Genomic DNA, 20,464 nt, shown 5'->3' with positions numbered 1-20,464 from the left:
AAGTCTGACGTATAGCTCCTTAAAAGGAAGGAAATACTATGGCCAACGTCTATGTCAGCATCGGAAGCAACATTAACCGCGAACACCACGTCACAGAATCTCTCAAAGCATTAAATGACTGCTTTGCACCGCTGCACATTTCTAATTTCTACGACTGCGAACCTGTTGGGTTTGAAGGGGATAACTTCCTTAACCTAGTCGTTGGGTTTGAATGTGACCTAACTGTTGCAGAGCTGGTTAAGGTTCTACATCAAATCGAATCAGAGAACGATCGCAAGCGCCAAACCAAAGCTTACGCTTCACGCACGATGGATATCGACATCCTTCTTTATGGTAATCAAGTAGGCATTATCGATGGCGTAGAGCTACCTAGAGGCGAAATCACCGAATACGCTTTTGTACTCAGGCCATTAGTTGATATTGCCGCACAAGAACGTCACCCAACTCTAGACATCTCATATCAGCACCTATGGGAAAGCTTCGACCAGTTGAGCCAGAAAACCGAACCCATCCCGTTCGAGCTTAATTTTATTTAGCCTTCACATTAATGCGGGACGAACGCCTGAACTTTACTGATCTTTTCTTAAAACAAGCACGTAACTGACTTCACTTTCTAAGGAATGGACACTGTTATGAATCACAACGCCATCATCACCATCACAAACCTGAGACTCAGAACCTTCATAGGCTTCAACGAAGAAGAAAAGTCTAAGCAGCAAGACATCGTTATCAATGCAGAGATCCACTACCCCGCTAACAACCTCTGCCTCTCTGATGATGTGGACAACGCGCTCAACTACAAAAACATCTGCAAGAAGATCATTCAACACGTCGAATCTGGAAGGTTTCTGCTTTTAGAAAAATTGACCAGCGATGTACTCGGCATCTGTATCGATCATCCGTGGGTGCGATACGCTCAAGTGAGAATCGACAAGCCTCATGCGCTACGTTTTGCCGACTCTGTCTCGCTCACCCTGAGCTATGAAGCAGACAGCGACAATAATTCTTAAGGAGAGAGTCATGCTGAATACAGAAGCCGAAAAAGTAAGAGAAGCTTTGCTCGCAAAAGGACTTGAAACCCCAATGACAGCGAGCGAAATGAACCCCGACCAAAAGTACAACCGCATCAAAGGACTCTTAACCGAGGTGGTCAGTACGCTTGGATTGGATTTAACTGATGACAGTCTTGCTGAAACACCTCATCGCATTGCGAAGATGTACGTACACGAAATCTTTTCAGGGCTCGATTACAACAACTTTCCAAAGATCAGCGTTATAGACAACAAAATGTCAGTAGATGAAATGGTCAAGGTATCGGATATCAACTTAACATCGACGTGCGAACATCACTTCATCACCATCGATGGTTTAGCGGAAGTCGCCTACATCCCTGAAAACAAGATTCTTGGGCTGTCTAAGATAAACCGTATTGTTCGATTCTTTGCTCAGCGTCCTCAGGTACAAGAACGCCTTACTCAGCAAATCTTGGTCGCGATACAAACTCTTGTTGAAACCGAAAACGTAGCCGTGACGATCAAAGCAACTCACTATTGCGTTAAATCCAGAGGCGTCATGGATGCAAACTCTGAAACCTCAACAACCGCGCTTGGTGGTATTTTTAAAACTAACCCTCAAACCAGAGCTGAGTTTTTACGATGAGTGAAACGATACTGATAACCGGCGTAGGAAAGCGACTTGGCTTCGCACTGGCGCAGCAACTTTTATCGGATGGATACAAAGTGGTTGGCACCTACCGCAGCGACTATCCTCAACTGCAATTGTTGCGTGACAGTGGAGCCGACTTGCAACAGGTCGACTTTTATCAACAAAGCAGCCTAGAAGAATTTCTTCATTATGTGGGCCAAGAATATAAGACACTCAGAGCCGTCATACACAACGCTTCCGACTGGAAACCTGAGAACAAGAATAATCCAAGCGAAAATGCCTCACACATCATGCACCAGATGATGACGATTCACGCTACCGTACCATATCTGGTTAATTTAACGCTAAAAGACCAACTGATGTCTGGCGATAAAACCTCAGACATCATTCACATCAGTGATTACGTTGCAGAAAAAGGCAGTAAAAAACACATCGCTTACGCCGCCAGTAAGGCTGCGCTCAACAACCTGACATTGTCGTTCTCAGCAATGTTGGCTCCCAAGGTGAAAGTAAATACCCTCTCTCCAGCTATGATTAAGTTTAATGATCATGACGACGAGGCATACAAAACCAAAGCGCTACAAAAAGCTTTGATCCCCGCAGAAGCGGGCTTTGAGGAAATAATAGATGGCATCAAGTTTGTATTAGCCAGTCACTACATGACAGGAAGAACCTTGCACCTTGATGGCGGCAGACATTTGAAGTGAAGCCCATGTATCGTGGGCTTACTCAACATAGAAACCGCTATGAGCTAGAAACTCTTATGACCTAGAAACTACTATAAGAATGAGGAAGGCGTTTTTCTTCATCCCATCCTAGCAACTCAATATTGATCAATGATTTGCGCTTCTCATTACACAGTGAAGCGATATTGATGATAGGTAGCTGGCTGCGAAACTGCGCAGTAAGTATGACCTTTTTACTTTCACTTAGGCTACTTCGGCATTGCGCCAAAATAGCTTCTGTATCTAACTTGTGTGCGTTCTCGATAATCTGGATATCGGCGTTCTCTTGATAACCATTTATCAGCCAAGACACGGTAGCCACTTCTGAGCTGGTGAGTACGATGACATCTTTACTTGTTACCAGATCTTTTAGTTCAGTTTCCATAAATACTCTCATTCAGCAGCAATTACATTAAAGGCGGTTGCCCAGTTTAGCCTGTGCCAAATGGTAGCCTCTGTCTATCATCTCTTGAGAACGATCAAACTCTAAGGTGCCACAGGCATTGCGGGGAAGCTCAAGCGTAATATCGGCAGGATATGCGGCCAGTTTTTGACGAGCAATGGTCGATTGCATTGCATCAAACGCTTGGTTGGCAATGTCGTAGGCAGCAAAATTGAAGCTCATTTTGCTTTTTACACTGCTACCGAGATTATCGATAAAATGAACCACCTTCTCATGCAGGTTACTCTCTTTCGTTGGTAGAGAAACCGGTATCACTTCCTGTTGAAGTATTTCAGGTTCACCCCCTAAGTTCACAGCCAGAGTAAAGTCTGTCTTGTCACCAAAGGTAGGCGCAATCGGCACAGGGTTGAGTACCCCGCCATCAATCAGCGCTTCCCCATTAATCACATGAGGCGTAAAGAACAATGGCAAAGAGATAGAGGCGCGAATGGCATCAAACAGAGAGCCTGATTGCAGCCAAACCTCCTTTTCATCGGCGACGTTAGCAGCAACCGCGGTATATGGGATAGGCAGATCTTCAATTGAAATCTCGCCGATCAACCCACGCAGTGTGTCGATGATTTTATCGCCTTTGAAGATGCCACTCGATTGCCATGAAAAGTCCAACATCATCGCCATATCCGATTGGTCGATACTGGTAACCCACTCTTCAAATTCATCCAACTTACCCGCAGCGTAGACACCGCCAATAAGTGCACCAATTGAACAACCAGAGATGGATTTTATCTCATAGCCATGCTCAATCAGCCAACGGATGATTCCAACATGAACCAAGCCTCTTGCGCCACCACTACCCAGTACCAATGAGATCGTTTTTGCCATCGTACTCATCCTTTAAATCGTTAGTTCTTTAGTTCTTCAGCAAAATCATATCACTTCGTGTCACCGTAAGCAGTGTAATGCTTTGAAAACTGTCCCATATGTACATCTGAGTGTTTCAGCGAATGAAATTGAGACGGTCTAAGATCATGGGTGAAAGATATAAATACTCTAGGCTAGCTCCCCCAATACCAAAAAACCGAAGCTCTAAAGCTCTAATGCTCTAATGCTCTAATGCTCTAATGCTCTAATGCTCTAATGCTCTAAGCCCAAAAAACCAAAAGTGCGTCATTCCAGCAAGCCTAAGCGCGACTAGGAATCTGGTTTCCACGAACGTTTGATACAAAAAGGTCGCCCACTTAAAAGCGAGCGACCTTCTGTTATTCATTCTATTTCTGTGCTCATTCTGTTCCTGAGAACAGGGAATTACAGCACACGTAAGCACTCTTCTGGCGACAAGCTCAAGAGTGTGTTGGCGAAGTTGATCTTCTCATCTCGCCATTTCAATGCCGCTTCTCTGCTGTCTTGCGAATGTCGGTCGGCTTCAAAGTAGCTTTGTCTTGGTAGTCCGTTTGCTGGCGTCATCACCATCGATTGTTCGTTCAAGCGAATCGTAAATAGGAACTGACCACGCTGCCCAGTTTGCGCGGCTGGATGGTGTAATGTGCTATCACAGCAATAGCGTTTATCACGCAATGCACGGCATGTGTATTCAAAGACATCTTGAGCGCCACGCCCAGGGAAAGCGGTATAAATACTAATGCCATCACGTTGCAAAGACTGATCACCCGCCGCTAATTTAACGGCGTACTGGATAATTCTAAAGCCGAGAACCACGCCGCCAATGCTGTTCAACCCACTGTATTGAATTGCTCCCTCTAAGCTGAGTCGAAGTTTGTCTTCGCCTTCATAGAGAAAGAGATCAGGCGATGCCCAATCACTCTTTGGAATAAGCAGTTGAGTAATATCCGAGTGTTCCATGTTGGTCTCCGAAACAATGAGTGTGTTTGAGACCACAACATAACGTAATGAGAATTATTATCAATAAGTTTAAATCGGAAACGTTACTTCCAGAAGAATTTAAGGTTCAGCTTGAAAAGGTCTAAAGCAGCTGGTGAACATCTTCATTTTGGGGTAATACCTTGAGCTCAGACGCCTGAACAACGTTGAAGGTAGTTTCAACCATCAAAACACCTTTCAAACGCCAGAAAGCACTCGTCGATTGACGTTATCCGGCGCTTTAGCACCAAGCATTTCTTGTTAGATATTCATTTATTACCAATAAAGCTCATCGCCTACAAATAAACAGACACTTACTATCTACCGAGTCTAATACTCGTCGGCTTGCTCTACGACTAATGTCTAACCGACTGAGTCTATTTGTTTTTTTTGGTTTGGTATAAGGTACTAACAACTAAATGTTAATGAATTTTTAATGATAAGTTGACGCATTGTTTGCGCATCTGCGTGAGTCAACAACGTTTGTTGGAATAACACACCTCAGAGTGTGAACGAAAGGAATCAACATGAGCAGTACTTTAGAGTCCGTACATATACAAGCAGATAAGCCTCAAGCCAATGAGGATGAACTCACTTATGAACAACAACACAAACCAAGATCGGAATTTGATTCCCGCGACCAATATTTAGAGCATGAATTACAAATCATGGCGCCTAAACGCTGGCGTCCAAATTTGCCGTTTAAAGATTATCGATTCGAGATAGAAGACACCATCCCAGCGATGGCAGCGACCATTGGTAAAGTTGTTATGGTGGGCGCGATTGCTGCTACCTTTGCGGGGGCTCTCGGATTAAATGAAGACTTCATTCTAGAAAACGTTCGTTATGAACTCCTCATCGCCTCTGTTTTCATTATTATTTTCTCTGGCTTCCTATTGCCGACCGCGAACCTCGCAGGTACACACGGCCCACTCATCCCTTTAATTCCGATTGTGGTTGCAGCAGGCGGACACCCTATGGCGTTTGGCTTATTGATTGGCGCTTTTGGCCTCATCTTAGCCATCAGTAAAGGTGGCAGTATGTTGGCCAACCTCACCAGTAAAGGCGTATGTGGCGGATTATTGCTCTACCTTGGCTTTGTTGGCACCGCTTCTCAAGTGAAAAAACTGTTCGCTTGGGCTGAAGGAATCGGCATGAGCCACATCGCTTTTGTCGTGATCTTTTGCACCATTATCTTGTACGCGTTATTGGAACATTTCCGTAAACGCTGGTTAGCGGTACCTCTTAGTTGCTTACTGGGTGGTACGATTGCATTTGCCATGGGCGCGCCATTTGCTTTCCACACAGAGCCAGGCTTGCCTAACATGAACCCTATATATTGGTGGGGCGAAGATACAGGCTGGATGCTAGGCCTACCTACGATTGAACATTTCATGGTGGTATTGCCGTTTGCGATTCTAGCTGTGGCTATGTGGTCACCAGATTTCTTAGGACATCAAGTATTCCAAAAGATCAGCTACCCAGAACGTACCGAAAAAGTACACATGAACATTGACGACACCATGACCACGGCATCAATTCGTCAAACGTTCGGCTCTCTTCTCGGCGGTACTAACTTTACGTCTTCATGGGGTACTTATATCGTACCGGCGGCGATTGCTAAACGCCCTATTCCTGCTGGCGCTTTGCTCACAGCTCTGTTCTGTATCATCGCCGCTGTTTGGGGTTACCCGATGGATTTAGCCATCTGGCAACCGGTACTTTGTGTCGCGCTGATTGTTGGGGTATTTGTGCCATTGCTAGAAGCTGGAATGGAAATGACGCGTGAAGGGAAAACCACCCAATCGGCAGCGATTGTTGTATTTTCATCGGCGCTAGTGAACCCAGCATTTGGTTGGTCTCTCACCATGCTGTTAGACAACTTAGGCCTAGTCGGTTGTAAAGAACGCAGCGGTGAATTGAGTAAAATGAGCCGTTGGGTGTTGCCTGGCATCATGTTTATTGTACTAAGTGGCGTAATGGCATTGGTTGGCCTTCTACCGGGGATTCCGGCGATTATTCCGAGTTTTCGCTAAGCTCGATTAATATTGAGTTTTAGTCGAAATACAAAAAGGCCTCGCACACGCGAGGCCTTAGTTTTATCTATCGAACGGTTACAGCTAATCTTTATCAACGGCAACCCCCTACTGCACTGACTTCAAAGCTTTCATCAACATTGCGTTGAACGGATCTAGCATCAAAGTCTCTCAAGATCTCTTTAGATCAACGTTCGAGGGGGAGAGCATTCTTTGCCATTGAACATATAGCTATAGTTGTAACGATCGATATTCAGTCACTCCCCCCTTCTCCCATTAGCTTTTACCTATACCAGCTAGAAATTAGAGATGTAAATGACCAATCTGACACTTACAAAAAATGTAAGTTGTCATCAAACCTTAAACATTAGAGCAAAAACTCAGCTTAGATAGTTCAAGTTTAAATGTTAGCGTAATGTTACAGATACATATTAAGGGTACGTGACATGCAGCACGTAAAACTATTGAACCGCAACACCTTCGCAGGGCTCGCAGCAACATTAGTTGGGAACGGCATTGGGCGATTTGCTTATATAGCTTTAATGCCAGTGCTCATTCAAAGTGGGTGGTTCTCAAGCGAAGATGCTTCCATACTTGGCGCTGCGACGCTGATTGGCTATATCTTCGGGGCTCCTGCTTCGAGCTTTTTACAGAGGTATTATTCAACAGGCACACTCATACGCGCCTCTCTGTTGTTAAGTAGCTTTAGTTATCTTGGTTGTGCTTTAAAGTCTGCCCCCTTTGAATGGTTTTTAACGCTTAGAACCATTGCGGGCGTAGCGGGAGCCGTACTTATGGTACTCGCACCACCCGTGATCACCAGCCTTCACCCTCAAGAGATGAAAGCAAGGATCAGTGGCGTCGTGTTTTCAGGCATTGGCCTCGGCGCCATGATTTCAGGAACCATCATACCTTTGCTAATCTACCAAAGTGTTGAAAGTGCATGGTTAGGTATGGGAGCGATCGCTTTCCTCGCAACCGTCCTGACGTGGAACACATGGTCTCTTGAGGTTAAGCCAAACCATTGCGATAAAAGCCCATCGACGTTTAATGCCTTATCTAAGAATGAGCGCATCAGTATTAGTTGCGTACTTTTAGCCTATAGCTTTAGCGCCATCGGTTATTTACCCCACACTCTCTTTTGGGTCGATTATATTGTTAGAGAGCTAGAAATGAGTTTTGCGAGTGGTGGTTTTTATTGGGCTGTGTTTGGCATAGGGGCAGCGATTGGGCCAATAGTAACCGGTATACTAGGTGATAAATTTGGACTTAAAAAAGCACTATTAGCTGCGTTTATTTGTAAAGCTGTGGGGGTTGCTCTTCCGCTATTAAGCACCAGTGAAATAGCACTTTTTGCCTCATCTCTGTTGGTCGGTATGTTTACGCCTGGCACCGTAACACTGGTCTCAACTTATACCTTAGAGATCGTTGGGACACAGCTCCATACGAAATCTTGGGGAGCAATGACAATGGCTTTTGCGATATCGCAAGGAATAGTCGGCTTCGTTATGGCTCATTACGCCCCGCAACTCACCAGTTATAACCTCTTATTTATGATCAGCACGAGTGCACTCATTTTGTCGGTACTCTGCATTGCGTTTACAACAACCAAACAACAGACATTAAACACTGCTCAAATAAATTCTTAGCAAAGGAATCGCTCATGAAACTGTATTTAAACGACACCTCTCCATTCTCCAGAGCAGTGTTAGCCACGGCATATCTGTGTGATGCTCCAATAGTTCTTGAATGGATCGACCCATGGCAAACGCCCAACACATTGGTCACAATCAATCCATTCAGTACCATTCCGGTTCTAGAAACCAGTGATGAGGTTGCACTCACCGAGAGCTTAACGATCTGCGAATTTCTCATGCAAGCTTACCCAACTGAAAAACTAGCAGCGACCAAGGCTAGCGACACTCAACGCATGTCGTTATTGGGACTGAGTAAAACGCTGATGGAAGTGGCATTTCGGTGCGCAGCACTGAGCCGTTTCGAAGCTGAACAAAACGTGCTAACGATTAGGGGAAAGGAAGGTATTAAAAGAAGCGTTAAAGCGCTTATCGGGCAGTTGAATAACAATCATGATTTGCTTCAACCTGACTTCTCAACATTGTACCTGCACATAGCATTAGATTACGTTCTATTCAGGCACGCGAGTTTGCTTTCAGCAGAAGAGCGAGACATCCTCACTACTGCCTTACATAATTCTCCTTTTAAAAACACATTGGCAAAACTTAGCCTAGAGTCGCTTTCAAAAAAGCTTAGCTATTGCGAATACAAAAATGCTTAACCACATTCATCAACGTTGTATTGAACGGTTCTAGCAAGGCCTCGCACACGCGAGGCCTTGTTTTATCTAAGTTTACACGAACGAGCAGTGAGCAATTTACGATGGTAAACCAAATCAACTCGAGAGCCATTCATCCAATACTTTGATGAATTTAGGGTTAATGAGATAACCGATGGAAGCGTGCGGATTGCTTTTTCCGTTGCGAATATTGAGGTTATAAATCGGGTGGATATCTTTCATTCCACCGGGTATCAGATCCAGTTTGAGCATATTCTTAAAGTCATTTCTAATTTTGCTGTCATGAGAGATAAAATCATCTTCTGCCGATATGTTTATCCATTGCTGAATGTTTAAAGGGTACTTCTTCTCATCTTTCAAGCGGCTCCCCTTTAGCCTATCTTTTACGTTTTCATCTCCTAACGGTGACCCGAGCGTCAGCAATAAGTTGACCTTCTTGTCTGCGCCAAAGTCGTGTCTATACTCTCCGTAATGAGACAACTTCCACAACACGTCATAACTGATCATCGACCCGAGACTGTGCGATACAATCATCACGTCATCCTGATTATCGAGCGCTTCCTTCAGTTCAACCATTAACCTATGCCTGACATCGCTGCCAAAATAAGTATCTTCATTCCAATAGTGCGCCATATCCGGTGCGACCTTCGTGATGAGTGTCTCAGCCACACCTAGCGTTCCAAAGAGCGATGAAAAAGTATCTGCTAGCGCCTCTTTTAGAAAACCAATTTTAGATACCTTGTTATACGTTGTTTTATTGAACTGGTTTGTCTTGTACTTTTTGAGTTCAGACAGCGCTTGCTGTCGACTTACAGGGTCTTCCGTTGGTTTGTCTAACAATGTGTTTGATAGTTCACCGTAATAGACAAACCGTTTATCGACATCTTTAAAAGCTTGTAACGAACTTGAGTCTCCACAATCTCGCTGCAAGCCATGTTCTATAGCCTCGTACCAGAGTGCTTGAAGGGGAGCTTTATCGGGCTTTTGAGCGCGACCATGAATGAATATTATTTTCTTAGCCATAGCAGAACGTCCTAAACACATAGTTAAAGTGATTGTCAGTAGAAAGCACCACTAGATTCGGTCAGCCCTTACCAATAATAGTGGTGCTGATTACATATCTAGGGGTGGTTGATAGAGCATTTATATAACTATGAGGCTGTCGTTTAAGGACCATAAACGAGTGAACGATGCGATCATTAGTCGCAAATTGAAATGAATGTATCTAGCTAAATCTCCAACTAACAAAAAGCCCCGCAATCGCGAGGCCTTGGTTTTATCTATCGAATGATTACATCCATATTTTAGCCACTACAACGCCCTACTTCACTGACTGCACCGCTTTCATCAACGCTGTGTTGAACTGTTTTGGTTGCTCTAGCTTTGGGAAGTGGCCTGAACCCTCAATGTAGTAAATGCTGTAATCCTTGATGTATTTTTATATCGAACAATCTCATCCTGATTTGACGGCTGTTCAGGATTATAAACAACTCCTAAGTTAAAATGCAGAAACGCTAATTAAGAAGTAAGGCAAAGAATGTCACGCAAAAAATTTATGGAATCCTACGGTGCAACAAACCGAAATGCGCGGTATGGGTGGGCTTTTGTTAATCACGAAAAAAAAGAAGTTTATTTTGGTGCGTGGGACGTCAATACAAACCGAGAAAGATCGTTGATTTTTTCTATGGACTGGGAGTTTAACAACGACGGGCGTAGGGTTAATGCGTTTGGCGAAGCTCTTGAGTACATCAAGCTGGTGGAAAACGAAGGATATTCATTAAGAACATTTCCAATAATCTGGGATGAAGATAACGATGGTTATACAGACACAGGCAGCGCCAAGATAAAAGAATACATAAAAGAAGTCTCTGAGATGTCCCTTGAGGTCATTGGCAACGAGTACTATGCGCTCGGAAACCATAACGCAAAGTATTCAAAAATGCCCTTACCCAACGTAGCGCAAGACGTCGACGTAATATTCGGTACTACTACCAATAAGACAGAACGTGAAAGTTTAGTTCTCTCACGTATTGGGCAGGGGAAATTTAGACAAAACGTTATCAACTCATGGGGGAATGGTGAGTGCTGTGCGCTAACGCTTACAAGTGTACGCGAGATTTTAATTGCATCTCACATAGTCCCTTGGTCCAAATGTGAAAGTGATGAGCAGAGACTTGATGGCGCAAATGGCATACTGCTTTGTGCTCATATCGATAAACTTTTTGACGCTCACTTATTGACCTTCATTAAAAAAGGCTCAAAGTACATATCCAAGTTATCACCCAAACTAAATGTTTCTTTACTGAAGAGTTTAGGTATTCAAAGTGGAGAAGAGCTTTGCGCTGACCAACTTAGCGAAATTGAGCGTGAGCGCTTTGAAAAATATTTAGAGACGCATAATTACGAGTTCAACTTCAAGGTTTCACAAATAAATTAAACTAAAACCTACTCAACTATGTGCTCCTCATTTTCCCAAAGGGGTTCAACTAAACTTATCTAAGTTAACCTCTCAGAACACAAAAAGGCCTCGCACACGCGAGGCCTTCGTTTTATCTATAGATGATTCCAACCGCCCTACTTCACTGATTTCACCGCTTTCATCAAGGTTGTGTTGAACTGCTGTGGTTGCTCTAGCATCGGGAAGTGGCCTGAGTCTTCAATGTAGTAAATGCTGTAATCCTTGATGTGTTTCTTGTTCGCTTCGGAATCCGTTGGCCATAGGCGAGCATTAACCAATATCACTGGCACATTCACGTTCTCATACACGCGGTGTGCTTCGCCTGTCACGTATTGGCCTAGATAATGGTGGAACTGGTTTATTGCGATAGCTGGCGGTGCTGATGCCATGTCTTGCGTTACCCAGTAAAGTAAATCCGCATCTACATCTTTTGGTAGCGAGTCTTTCACGAACATAGTAATGCCCGCTTGGAAGTCTGTTTCAAAAGGTTTGGTCATTGCATCTAGGTCGCTTTGTGAAACCGCTAGTGCGACGTTTTGCGATGTATCGACACCAATAATGCCCTTCGCTCTTTTCGGCATCAGTTTAGCGGCTTCTGCAATTACGCCACCAGCCATGGAATGCCCGACTAAAATGACAGATTCGAGTTGTTCTTTCTCGATGATAGCTTTGATGTCTTCAGCGAACGCTACCATGGTGTACTCTTCACGGTTGAAGGATGAGTTACCGTGCCCTGCTAAGTCCATGGTGATCACTTGATACTGCTTTGAAAACTCACTCACTTGGTTTTTCCAAAGCCTACTGTCTAGACTCCAGCCGTGAATGAAGATAAGTGCCGTATTCCCGCTTCCACTTTTGCCATACGCAATTTGCTCACCATCGTGAGATATCGCAATACCGTACTTAACCGTTGAATCATGAGCCATGGCATTCATACTACCAAGCGCCATGAATACCAAGAGTGTGATGTTTAAAATTAAACGTTTCATAGTGTCTCTCTACTTACTTTAGAGGGAACACAGAAAGCGCCCCTCTCAATCAATATAGTCACTATAAAGTGTGAAGCTTTAGACGGGTCAAGGGTTAGATTTATAATAGAATCTAAAACTGATATATCAGATGAGTAATTACTATTTATATTAAGGAAAAATCACCTAAAAGATATGATACCCAAATGGTTAATTCAGATATTGTAATAACTTATGGAAAGGGAAAAGTTAGTGCGCGCATTGTTGTTATTTCGTGTGTGAAATCAACTGAATAAATCAGAGGTATTGCAATGCGCGCATAGTGATTGTATCAATGTCCGTAAGGAGATTTCAATTCCTTTTTCATCAAAAGCCTTTCTATTGATTCAGATGTCGACTTATCCCAATCAATAAACCAGTTTCTTGATGAAATAATGCTTACAATTTCAACAATCTCTTCTTCTGAAACATCGTTGAAACAACTCAGGGCTTCCTTAGCTATCAGTAGTTTCATGTTATCTGTAAGAAATGGACATCTCAGCGAATCAAGGAATATATGTGCAAGCTCAGAGTCATTTATAACTGTAAAATAGTCGTTACTAAGTTTATCAATTATACATTTAAAAACTTTCTTTCGCGTAGATAGATATTCTTTCTTGTTTTGTACATAAAATAAACATGTCATCAAACTAAAATAGTTAGTATTACTCGGCTCATTTAACCTAATAATTTCTTCAACTACATCTTTTTCAAGCTGATATTCAATATCTATATCTCGGATAGCGATTAATAAATTCAAACATTCTATATCTTTTAATGTTTGCTTCTTAATTGAGGACTTAATAGCTAAATAAGATTCATCATAAATTTTTTTCTTTATTAGCTCAGAATTAGAACCCCCTAAGCTTAATGAAATCCTATTAATGATTATGATAATTTGAGATATGAGATAAGTACTTCTCACCCTAAAATCCATTGAATGAACAAAGAATGACAACTCTATGATAATCAGTAGAAAATTTGTAATTTTGTCACATTGCTCTTTGGAATCTTTGAAATCAGAAATGTGCTCATCTATTTCTGAAACCTTAATTCTTGCCAATGTGAAGTAATACCCTGTAATACTAGAGTAAGATATATCATTGTTGTAAACAATGCATTTAATATCTGTAATTATTTGGTTAGCTATTTGGTAATATCTATTCATAGGTAAAGATATACCTTTTACCTTTGACTCACTATCTAGGTAATCAAATTTTGAGAAAAGGTCGCTAATTAATTTATTATATTGCTGTTTTGCTATTGTAACGCCTGTAATAAATGGAACATTAAACTTCTTGTTTTTTGACTCATTGCAATAAAGTTTATATTTTTCAAGTTCACAAATAACGGTGTCATAAACTTTTTTTCTTACCTTTTCATCATTATAAAAAAGGAAATAATCGTCAACATATCTCTTAATAACATAATCGCTATTTTCAATTAACTTTTCTTCTAAGTTGCTATTGAATGCTAATTTGCTTTTTATCTCTACATCTATTGATTGAAGTAATATTTCGGAAAATATACGAGAAAATTCAGGGCCTACAACTATTCCATGTGAGTTTCCAAGATTTGACGTATTCATCAAACCTTCAAACACAGATTCGAAACTGTGGTGATTTCTTGATTTATTAAAACTTTCAATGTCCCTAATGGATTTAGAAAGTTGGAAAGTTGAAATAGATGAAAAACACTTTGCTATATCAAACTTAAATAGCTTATCAAATTTCTTTTCTATACGATGAAATTGATAAGAGTCATAAAATTTATATAAAAAACTTACGTCTTTGTATTCAAAGAATGTACTAGCATATACTGGTTCCTTGTCGCCATCGATACCAACACCTTCATCTTTAAATTTTTCTTCAGGAACCGCATCATCTTTTTTTTCTTTACTATAGTATGCATGTGCTATTTTTGAAGGGTATCTTAAAGAAAATGTACTTCTTGTACATAGGTGAGTAATTAGTTGATTATAATCTTTGTATAATCTAGAGACTTTTATCTGCGTACTTGGATGAACCAGAAATAAACTTCTTTCCGACTCGCTATCTTTTGTGATTTTATAAACTAATGGATTCGTGCCAACATCACTTTCATTGTGCAATATCCCTTTAAGAAAACGATTACTCTCTATTAGTGATTTTTCCTTCACTGTTTTATAGAACCCTTCATTAGTTAAAATGAAAGGAACTTCATAAGGTAGAGAATCAGTCAATATTGCTCTGGAAAAATCTCTTTTTTCTAGTGGAATCTTCTTCTTAGTCATACTTTTTTCTTATGATTTTTGTTTTCCCAGCACCGCTTGATAGTGCTCATTTCTTTATCTGTAAGAGAAATGTATTTTTTATTTACAAATCCATCTTTAAAACAAACATTTCTCAAGTTCAATTTTTCCGAAGAGGGGATATTCCTCATAGCCCTTCCAAAGAAATTATTCTTCTTGCTATACAATGATCGTCTTAGAAAATCATTAAATTCTTCAAAAACGCCTGATTTATTTACCAATCTGTTACTATAAAATATACCTCCTTTTAGTTCCCCAGTTCTTCCTTTACTACTCGAGATAGGATAATTACCAGAGAGAACATCAAGCCTTTTCTCAAGGAGGTCTTTATGATAAGTCGTGGAGTTTTTTGTCATAGCCCTATCTATTAGAGAGTGAACTATTCTGGTTTTTATTTTTCTCACTTTATCATCAGATAAAACCACGCTAACAACACGTTTTTTATCATACATATTAGATGTAACGATATATTTATAACCAAGATAATCGAAGCTAACTTCAAATTTTGATGATATGCAAACTCTAGGTATATTATGAACGAATGTTTTATTATTTGTTTTTAAGTCATATTCTCGTAGTAAACTTGTCAACTTCTCTTCGACTAAAGAATACTCCTTACTTGTAAAAATAAATATATCATCAACATAGCGCGAGTAATAATAAACCCCAGGTATTTCTCTTATTTTGAAATCTATATTTCTCATGAATATCTCAGATAATATAGGGCTAACAGACAACCCTCTTGGTAACCCCTGAGATTTCAACGCTAATAAGTCATTTAAAAAACCTAAGGATTTCGATGCTAGCAACTTATCTGCTTTCAATTTACCAAGAATGCTCTCATAACTTATTGATTCATAGAAAGATTTAATATCAACTCGAATTATTCCATAATCAGACGAAGTTTCAAGAATCCTCAATACTTGTTCCGATATATCATCACGATTTATAGTTCTAATTTTATATAACCTCTTCATATCAGAAGAGATTTTTTTAATACAGTAATGTTCTTCAGGTAAGTCAGTATAAAAAACAGGTTTTGAATTGATCTTTGTTATTTTAACGTTTTCAATTTTAAACGAAGAACTGTTTATTGAACTTGAGTATTGTTCCAAATTTTCTTTATACTCATCTTTATCACGTCCAAGATCAAACTTTATGATTTCATTTTTAGTCGTAACTCTTAGTAAAGAGTTAACAGTAAAGTCTTGCCTTAACATATTCTTAAAGTTACCTTGCTAAGTATCGATATTATTACATTAAGAGAGACTAAAGTTATCAAATAGTAAGGAATTAAACAGAAATTTTGAGTTATATATTTCCTAAATAAATATCTATTACCCATTTTTTTATTAACTTCAGACTTTGCGATTAAGAAGTCAATATCTTCATGATTTACTGGGTTCTCAGATATAATTCTTTGATACTCATTTAGCGAGTGTGTATATAAGTTAAACTGTTCAGACTCTTTCCTTGCTTCAATCTGTCTTGCTACATTGTTAATACGGATTGCAGAGTCATGCATTTTTTCGTATTGAACATCAAGTCTTGCAGATGATATAGCAATAGATAATGCAAGTATTATAATCGATGAAAGTGTCGTAAATATCCAGTTTGGAAGACTTAAATCAACAAATATTATAGGTTCAACAAATTTTAATTCTACCGTATTCTCAGCAATGGTTAACAATATGAGTGCAATTGAGATCGATGATATCGAAAACAATGACCACCACGTCTTTTTAGCTAACCTTTTGCTGTTGTTGAACCTAGCATTCGCCACAATTTTTGTGTCTTTGTGTAAGCGTTCAAAAAGATTTTCCGTCATAAAGTCTTGATTTAAAGCTGATAAACTTGGGTGTATGCTACCAGTCACATTGCTCAGCCGCTAGTTTTATTATCTAATTTTGACAGTTCAACACTAGAATGATCTTCGAAAAATGTTTTGACGTTAACTAACTAGTACTGCTTAGTCTAAGTTTTATGCACTCATTCAAATCAACCCTGTTTTCCTCACAATAATCCTTTCAACCAAAGACCTAATTTGGTAATCAATCTCGATAATTCTGTACCAAATTTTCCCTAATAAATTTGTTTGAAGTTTCAATTTTAATGGTTCACCACCTCAAATCATATAATGAAAAAAACAAAAAAGGCCTCGCAATGCGAGGCCTTTAATTTTTCTATCTATCAGAAAAGATTAGTCGCGAAGTGCTGCGCCGAATTTCTCTGAGATTGAAGCTACGATGGCATCTACTGAACCAGCGATGTCTGCATCTTCAAGTGTGCGTTCTACAGACTGTAGGCTAAGTGCGATAGCTAGGCTCTTCTTGCCTTCTTCTACGCCCTTACCTACGTAAACGTCGAACAGTTTAGCGTCTGTTAGGAATTCGCCACCAGCTGCGATACACGCTTCTACGATGTCGCCAGAAGCTACTGCTTCGTCAACAACTACTGCGATATCACGACGGTTTGCAGGGAACTTAGATACTGCTACTGCTTCTGGAAGCACGCGAGTATTGATAGCTGCCCATTCGATTTCGAATACGATAGTACGGCCGTTAAGACCAAACTTACGCTCTAGTTCTGGGTGAACAGTACCAATGATACCCACTTCTTTGCCGTCTACTACGATAGCCGCAGTTTGACCTGGGTGAAGTGCTGGGTGCTTAGCTGCTTTGAAGCTGTATGCTTTCTCGTTCGCTGTTAGCTCTAGAACTGCTTCTAGGTCGCCTTTCAGGTCGAAGAAGTCAACAGTGTTAGTTGCAACGTCCCAGTGCTCTTCACCGCGAGTACCAGAGATAACACCCGCAAGCATCATTTCTTGGCGCATGCCGTTTTCAGCTGTTTCTTCAGGGATGAAACGTAGGCCTGATTCGAATAGACGAACGCGAGACTGTTGACGCTTCTGGTTGTGAACCACTGTGTTTAGAAGACCTTGGATTAGGCCAAGACGCATTGCTGACATGTCCGCAGAGATTGGGAATGGCAGGATTAGCGGCTCAACACCAGGTACAACAAGTTTTTGCTGTTCTGGTTCTACGAAGCTGTATGTGATCGCTTCGTGGTAGCCACGGTCTACAAGAAGGTCACGAACGCGCTTAAGCGGTTGGTCAGCTTCTTTGTGGTCATTCATTTTAAGTGCCGCTTTAGGCGCTTGGTTTGGAATGTTATCGTAACCGTAGATACGACCTACTTCTTCAATTAGGTCTTGCTCGATTGCGATATCGAAACGCCAAGATGGAGACGTTGCCGTCCAACCAGCTTCTGTCGTCTCAACTTCACAGCCTAGACGAGTTAGGATTTCTACCACGTCTTCAGATGGGATTTCGTGACCTAGTAGGCTGTCTAGCTTAGCGCGACGTAGAGATACTACGTTTGCTTTTGGTAGATCAGCTTCAGATTCGCTGCCGTTTACTGGCGCAACTTCACCACCACAGATATCAACGAGAAGCTGTGTTGCACGCTCCATAGCAGCTAGCTGAAGTGTTGAATCAACACCACGCTCGAAACGTAGAGAAGAATCTGTGTGAAGGCCGTAAGCACGTGCGCGACCACGGATGTGATCCGGTGCGAAGAATGCTGCTTCTAGAAGTACGTCTGTAGTTTCAGTAGTAACACCTGAATCTTCACCACCAAAGATACCAGCGATTGCTAGTGCTTTGTTGTGGTCTGCGATAACAAGCGTGTTGCTGTTTAGTTCAGCTTCGTTGCCATCTAGAAGTGTTAGTTTTTCGCCCTGCTCTGCTAGACGAACCACGATACCACCTTCGATCTTAGCTAGATCAAATGCGTGCATTGGTTGGCCTTGCTCTAGCATCACGTAGTTTGTGATGTCTACAACTGGGTCGATTGAACGGATACCACAACGACGCAGTTTTTCTTGCATCCAGATTGGTGTTTCCGCTTTCACGTTTACGTTCTTAACCACACGGCCAAGGTAACGTGGACAAGCATCAGTTGCTTTAACTTCAACAGATACTGTGTCTTCAATGCTTGTTGCAACAGCTTCTACTGCTGGCTCTGTAACGTCTGCGCGGTTTAGTACGCCAGCTTCACGAGCAAGGCCACGGATGCTGAAGCAGTCTGCGCGGTTTGCTGTTAGGTCTACGTCGATAGTTACGTCGTTAAGCTCAAGAAGCTCACGTACGTCCATACCTAGCGTTGTGCCTTCTGGTAGCTCAAGGATGCCGTCAGACTCTACGTCGATACCTAGCTCAGAGAAAGAACAAAGCATGCCGTGCGATGGAACGCCACGTAGTTTTGCTTTCTTGATTTTGAAGTTACCAGGCAGTACTGCGCCAACTGTTGCTACTGCTACAGTTAGGCCAAGACGACAGTTAGATGCACCACAAACGATGTCTAACAGCTCTTCTTCGCCGATATCAATTTTCGTTACTTGTAGTTTGTCTGCGTCTGGGTGCTGACCGCACTCAACCACTTTACCTACTTTAACGCCGGTGAATTCACCAGCAACAGGTTCTACATCGTCAACTTCCAAACCAGCCATAGTGATTTGGTGAGCTAGCTCTTCGCTGTTAATTGCAGGTTTAACCCACTCGCGTAGCCAAGATTCACTGAATTTCATAGTTTTGACTGCCCCGGATTACTTGAATTGTTTAAGGAAACGAAGGTCGTTCTCGAAGAACGCACGAAGGTCATTTACGCCGTAACGAAGCATCGTTAGACGCTCTACACCCATACCGAATGCAAAACCAGAGTATTTCTCAGGGTCGATGCCAACAGAGCGAAGTACGTTAGGGTGAACCATGCCACAGCCTAGAACTTCTAGCCATTTGCCATCTTTACGTTTCACGTCAACTTCAGCTGAAGGCTCTGTGAACGGGAAGAATGAAGGACGGAAACGCACTTCAACTTCTTCTTCAAAGAAGTTACAAAGGAAATCGTTAAGAATGCCTTTAAGTTGTGCGAAGTTTACGTTCTCATCAACTAACATACCTTCCACTTGGTGGAACATTGGCGTGTGAGTTTGATCGTAGTCGTTACGGTAAACACGACCCGGAGCAATGAAGCGGAATGGCGGTTTGCCGTTTTCCATCGTACGGATTTGAACACCAGAAGTGTGCGTACGTAGCATTAGATCAGGGTTGAAGAAGAAAGTATCGTGATCAGTACGAGCTGGGTGATCGTCTGCGATGTTTAGTGCATCAAAGTTGTGGAATGCATCTTCGATCTCAGGGCCAGACTCAGTGCTAAAGCCAAGCTCACCAAAGAACTGTTCGATACGCTCAACTGTGCGTGTAACTGGGTGAAGACCACCGTTCTCAATGCGACGACCTGGTAGGCTCACATCGATAGTTTCTTCAGCTAGTTTCGCTTCAAGCTCTGCACGTTGTAGTGCGTCTTTGCGAGCTGCGATCGCTTGTTGAACAGCACCTTTCGCTTTGTTGATCTCTTGACCAGCAGTGCGACGCTCTTCAGGTGGAAGTTTACCTAGGCTTTGTAGTTGAAGAGTTAGTTCACCCTTCTTACCTAAATACTGAACTCGCACTTCATCAAGTGCGACTAACGAATCTGCTGTATCAATAGCAGTCGTTGCATTAGCAATGATCTCTTCTAGATGTTGCATCATTTCCTCATCTACCAGTTGGTAGTGTCCGTATCGGATGATTAGTTTTTTTAGATAGCTACACATAGTAATCAAACACGCTACCAATGCCAAATTGA

Annotated in this window: 18 protein-coding genes and 1 pseudogene; 8 read left to right on the top strand and 11 right to left on the bottom strand. The window is 41.7% G+C overall.

Annotated elements, in window-relative coordinates:
• Window positions 1-38 precede the first annotated feature (38 nt).
• From folK to folM, 4 genes are all read left to right on the top strand, one after another.
• Complete coding sequence (gene folK / locus L0992_06950) at window positions 39-536, top strand: 2-amino-4-hydroxy-6-hydroxymethyldihydropteridine diphosphokinase (GenBank protein ID XGB68415.1); 498 nt, start codon at window positions 39-41, stop codon at window positions 534-536.
• A 96-nt stretch (window positions 537-632) separates the two neighbouring features.
• Window positions 633-1,010 (top strand): dihydroneopterin triphosphate 2'-epimerase, encoded by a 378-nt coding sequence (gene folX, locus L0992_06945; protein ID XGB68414.1) that lies wholly within the window; start codon window positions 633-635, stop codon window positions 1,008-1,010.
• 10 nt (window positions 1,011-1,020) lie between these two features.
• Complete coding sequence (folE, locus tag L0992_06940) at window positions 1,021-1,659, top strand: GTP cyclohydrolase I FolE (GenBank protein XGB68413.1); 639 nt, start codon at window positions 1,021-1,023, stop codon at window positions 1,657-1,659.
• Window positions 1,656-2,372, top strand: a complete 717-nt coding sequence (gene folM, locus L0992_06935; protein XGB68412.1) for a dihydromonapterin reductase — start codon at window positions 1,656-1,658, stop codon at window positions 2,370-2,372. The genes folE and folM overlap by 4 nt, the downstream gene beginning before the upstream one ends.
• A gap of 61 nt (window positions 2,373-2,433) precedes the next feature.
• Here the strand turns inward: folM and L0992_06930 are convergent, their stop codons facing one another.
• The 3 genes from L0992_06930 to L0992_06920 all read right to left on the bottom strand — a co-directional run bounded on the left by L0992_06930 (window position 2,434) and on the right by L0992_06920 (window position 4,653).
• Entirely contained in the window at window positions 2,434-2,775 is a 342-nt protein-coding gene (locus L0992_06930; GenBank protein XGB68411.1) for a hypothetical protein, read from the bottom strand.
• Window positions 2,776-2,802: 27 nt separating this feature from the next.
• Window positions 2,803-3,675, bottom strand: coding sequence for a patatin-like phospholipase family protein (locus L0992_06925; GenBank protein ID XGB68410.1), 873 nt, complete (start codon window positions 3,673-3,675; stop codon window positions 2,803-2,805).
• A 423-nt stretch (window positions 3,676-4,098) separates the two neighbouring features.
• Complete coding sequence (locus L0992_06920; protein ID XGB68409.1) at window positions 4,099-4,653, bottom strand: hypothetical protein; 555 nt, start codon at window positions 4,651-4,653, stop codon at window positions 4,099-4,101.
• A gap of 545 nt (window positions 4,654-5,198) precedes the next feature.
• On the opposite strand from L0992_06920, the gene L0992_06915 reads away from it, so the two are divergent.
• From L0992_06915 to L0992_06905, 3 genes are all read left to right on the top strand, one after another.
• Window positions 5,199-6,707 carry a DUF3360 domain-containing protein gene (locus L0992_06915; GenBank protein ID XGB68408.1) on the top strand — a complete coding sequence of 503 codons (1,509 nt, stop codon included), beginning with the start codon at window positions 5,199-5,201 and terminating at the stop codon, window positions 6,705-6,707.
• A 446-nt stretch (window positions 6,708-7,153) separates the two neighbouring features.
• Complete coding sequence (locus L0992_06910; protein XGB68407.1) at window positions 7,154-8,356, top strand: MFS transporter; 1,203 nt, start codon at window positions 7,154-7,156, stop codon at window positions 8,354-8,356.
• A gap of 14 nt (window positions 8,357-8,370) precedes the next feature.
• The gene (locus tag L0992_06905) at window positions 8,371-9,003 is read left to right on the top strand and encodes a glutathione S-transferase N-terminal domain-containing protein (GenBank protein XGB68406.1); all 633 of its coding nucleotides are present in this window, start codon (window positions 8,371-8,373) and stop codon (window positions 9,001-9,003) included.
• 114 nt (window positions 9,004-9,117) lie between these two features.
• Here L0992_06905 and L0992_06900 read toward each other — a convergent pair whose 3' ends face one another.
• Complete coding sequence (locus L0992_06900; protein ID XGB68405.1) at window positions 9,118-10,044, bottom strand: hypothetical protein; 927 nt, start codon at window positions 10,042-10,044, stop codon at window positions 9,118-9,120.
• Between the two features lie 298 nt (window positions 10,045-10,342).
• Window positions 10,343-10,459, bottom strand: a pseudogene (locus tag L0992_06895) (alpha/beta hydrolase).
• Between the two features lie 99 nt (window positions 10,460-10,558).
• On the opposite strand from L0992_06895, the gene L0992_06890 reads away from it, so the two are divergent.
• Window positions 10,559-11,458 (top strand): HNH endonuclease, encoded by a 900-nt coding sequence (locus L0992_06890; protein XGB68404.1) that lies wholly within the window; start codon window positions 10,559-10,561, stop codon window positions 11,456-11,458.
• Window positions 11,459-11,595: 137 nt separating this feature from the next.
• On the opposite strand, the gene L0992_06885 is transcribed toward L0992_06890, so the two are convergent.
• The 6 genes from L0992_06885 to pheS form a co-directional block, all read right to left on the bottom strand.
• Window positions 11,596-12,468: an alpha/beta hydrolase gene (locus L0992_06885; protein XGB68403.1), complete on the bottom strand. Its 873-nt coding sequence runs from the start codon at window positions 12,466-12,468 to the stop codon at window positions 11,596-11,598.
• Window positions 12,469-12,778: 310 nt separating this feature from the next.
• A complete protein-coding gene (locus L0992_06880; GenBank protein ID XGB68402.1) occupies window positions 12,779-14,758 on the bottom strand; it encodes an RNA-directed DNA polymerase in 1,980 nt (659 codons plus the stop codon).
• Window positions 14,755-15,996, bottom strand: a complete 1,242-nt coding sequence (locus L0992_06875; GenBank protein ID XGB68401.1) for an RNA-directed DNA polymerase — start codon at window positions 15,994-15,996, stop codon at window positions 14,755-14,757. Before L0992_06875 ends, L0992_06880 begins: the two co-directional genes overlap by 4 nt.
• Complete coding sequence (locus tag L0992_06870; protein XGB68400.1) at window positions 15,990-16,652, bottom strand: SLATT domain-containing protein; 663 nt, start codon at window positions 16,650-16,652, stop codon at window positions 15,990-15,992. Before L0992_06870 ends, L0992_06875 begins: the two co-directional genes overlap by 7 nt.
• A gap of 324 nt (window positions 16,653-16,976) precedes the next feature.
• Entirely contained in the window at window positions 16,977-19,364 is a 2,388-nt protein-coding gene (gene pheT / locus L0992_06865) for a phenylalanine--tRNA ligase subunit beta (protein ID XGB68399.1), read from the bottom strand.
• Window positions 19,365-19,382: 18 nt separating this feature from the next.
• Entirely contained in the window at window positions 19,383-20,366 is a 984-nt protein-coding gene (pheS, locus tag L0992_06860; protein ID XGB68701.1) for a phenylalanine--tRNA ligase subunit alpha, read from the bottom strand.
• Window positions 20,367-20,464 lie beyond the last annotated feature (98 nt).

Origin of the sequence: Vibrio pomeroyi (assembly GCA_041879425.1) — a bacterium.
In the GTDB taxonomy this organism is placed as follows: domain Bacteria; phylum Pseudomonadota; class Gammaproteobacteria; order Enterobacterales; family Vibrionaceae; genus Vibrio; species Vibrio pomeroyi_A.
This window is presented reverse-complemented; position numbering and strand designations above follow the sequence as displayed.

Coding starts and splice junctions, on each gene's coding strand:
- folK (XGB68415.1), top strand. CDS start 39: ATGGCCAACGTCTATGTCAGCATCGGAAGCAACATTAACCGCGAACAC.
- folX (XGB68414.1), top strand. CDS start 633: ATGAATCACAACGCCATCATCACCATCACAAACCTGAGACTCAGAACC.
- folE (XGB68413.1), top strand. CDS start 1,021: ATGCTGAATACAGAAGCCGAAAAAGTAAGAGAAGCTTTGCTCGCAAAA.
- folM (XGB68412.1), top strand. CDS start 1,656: ATGAGTGAAACGATACTGATAACCGGCGTAGGAAAGCGACTTGGCTTC.
- L0992_06930 (XGB68411.1), bottom strand. CDS start 2,775: ATGGAAACTGAACTAAAAGATCTGGTAACAAGTAAAGATGTCATCGTA.
- L0992_06925 (XGB68410.1), bottom strand. CDS start 3,675: ATGGCAAAAACGATCTCATTGGTACTGGGTAGTGGTGGCGCAAGAGGC.
- L0992_06920 (XGB68409.1), bottom strand. CDS start 4,653: ATGGAACACTCGGATATTACTCAACTGCTTATTCCAAAGAGTGATTGG.
- L0992_06915 (XGB68408.1), top strand. CDS start 5,199: ATGAGCAGTACTTTAGAGTCCGTACATATACAAGCAGATAAGCCTCAA.
- L0992_06910 (XGB68407.1), top strand. CDS start 7,154: ATGCAGCACGTAAAACTATTGAACCGCAACACCTTCGCAGGGCTCGCA.
- L0992_06905 (XGB68406.1), top strand. CDS start 8,371: ATGAAACTGTATTTAAACGACACCTCTCCATTCTCCAGAGCAGTGTTA.
- L0992_06900 (XGB68405.1), bottom strand. CDS start 10,044: ATGGCTAAGAAAATAATATTCATTCATGGTCGCGCTCAAAAGCCCGAT.
- L0992_06890 (XGB68404.1), top strand. CDS start 10,559: ATGTCACGCAAAAAATTTATGGAATCCTACGGTGCAACAAACCGAAAT.
- L0992_06885 (XGB68403.1), bottom strand. CDS start 12,468: ATGAAACGTTTAATTTTAAACATCACACTCTTGGTATTCATGGCGCTT.
- L0992_06880 (XGB68402.1), bottom strand. CDS start 14,758: ATGACTAAGAAGAAGATTCCACTAGAAAAAAGAGATTTTTCCAGAGCA.
- L0992_06875 (XGB68401.1), bottom strand. CDS start 15,996: ATGTTAAGGCAAGACTTTACTGTTAACTCTTTACTAAGAGTTACGACT.
- pheT (XGB68399.1), bottom strand. CDS start 19,364: ATGAAATTCAGTGAATCTTGGCTACGCGAGTGGGTTAAACCTGCAATT.
- pheS (XGB68701.1), bottom strand. CDS start 20,366: ATGCAACATCTAGAAGAGATCATTGCTAATGCAACGACTGCTATTGAT.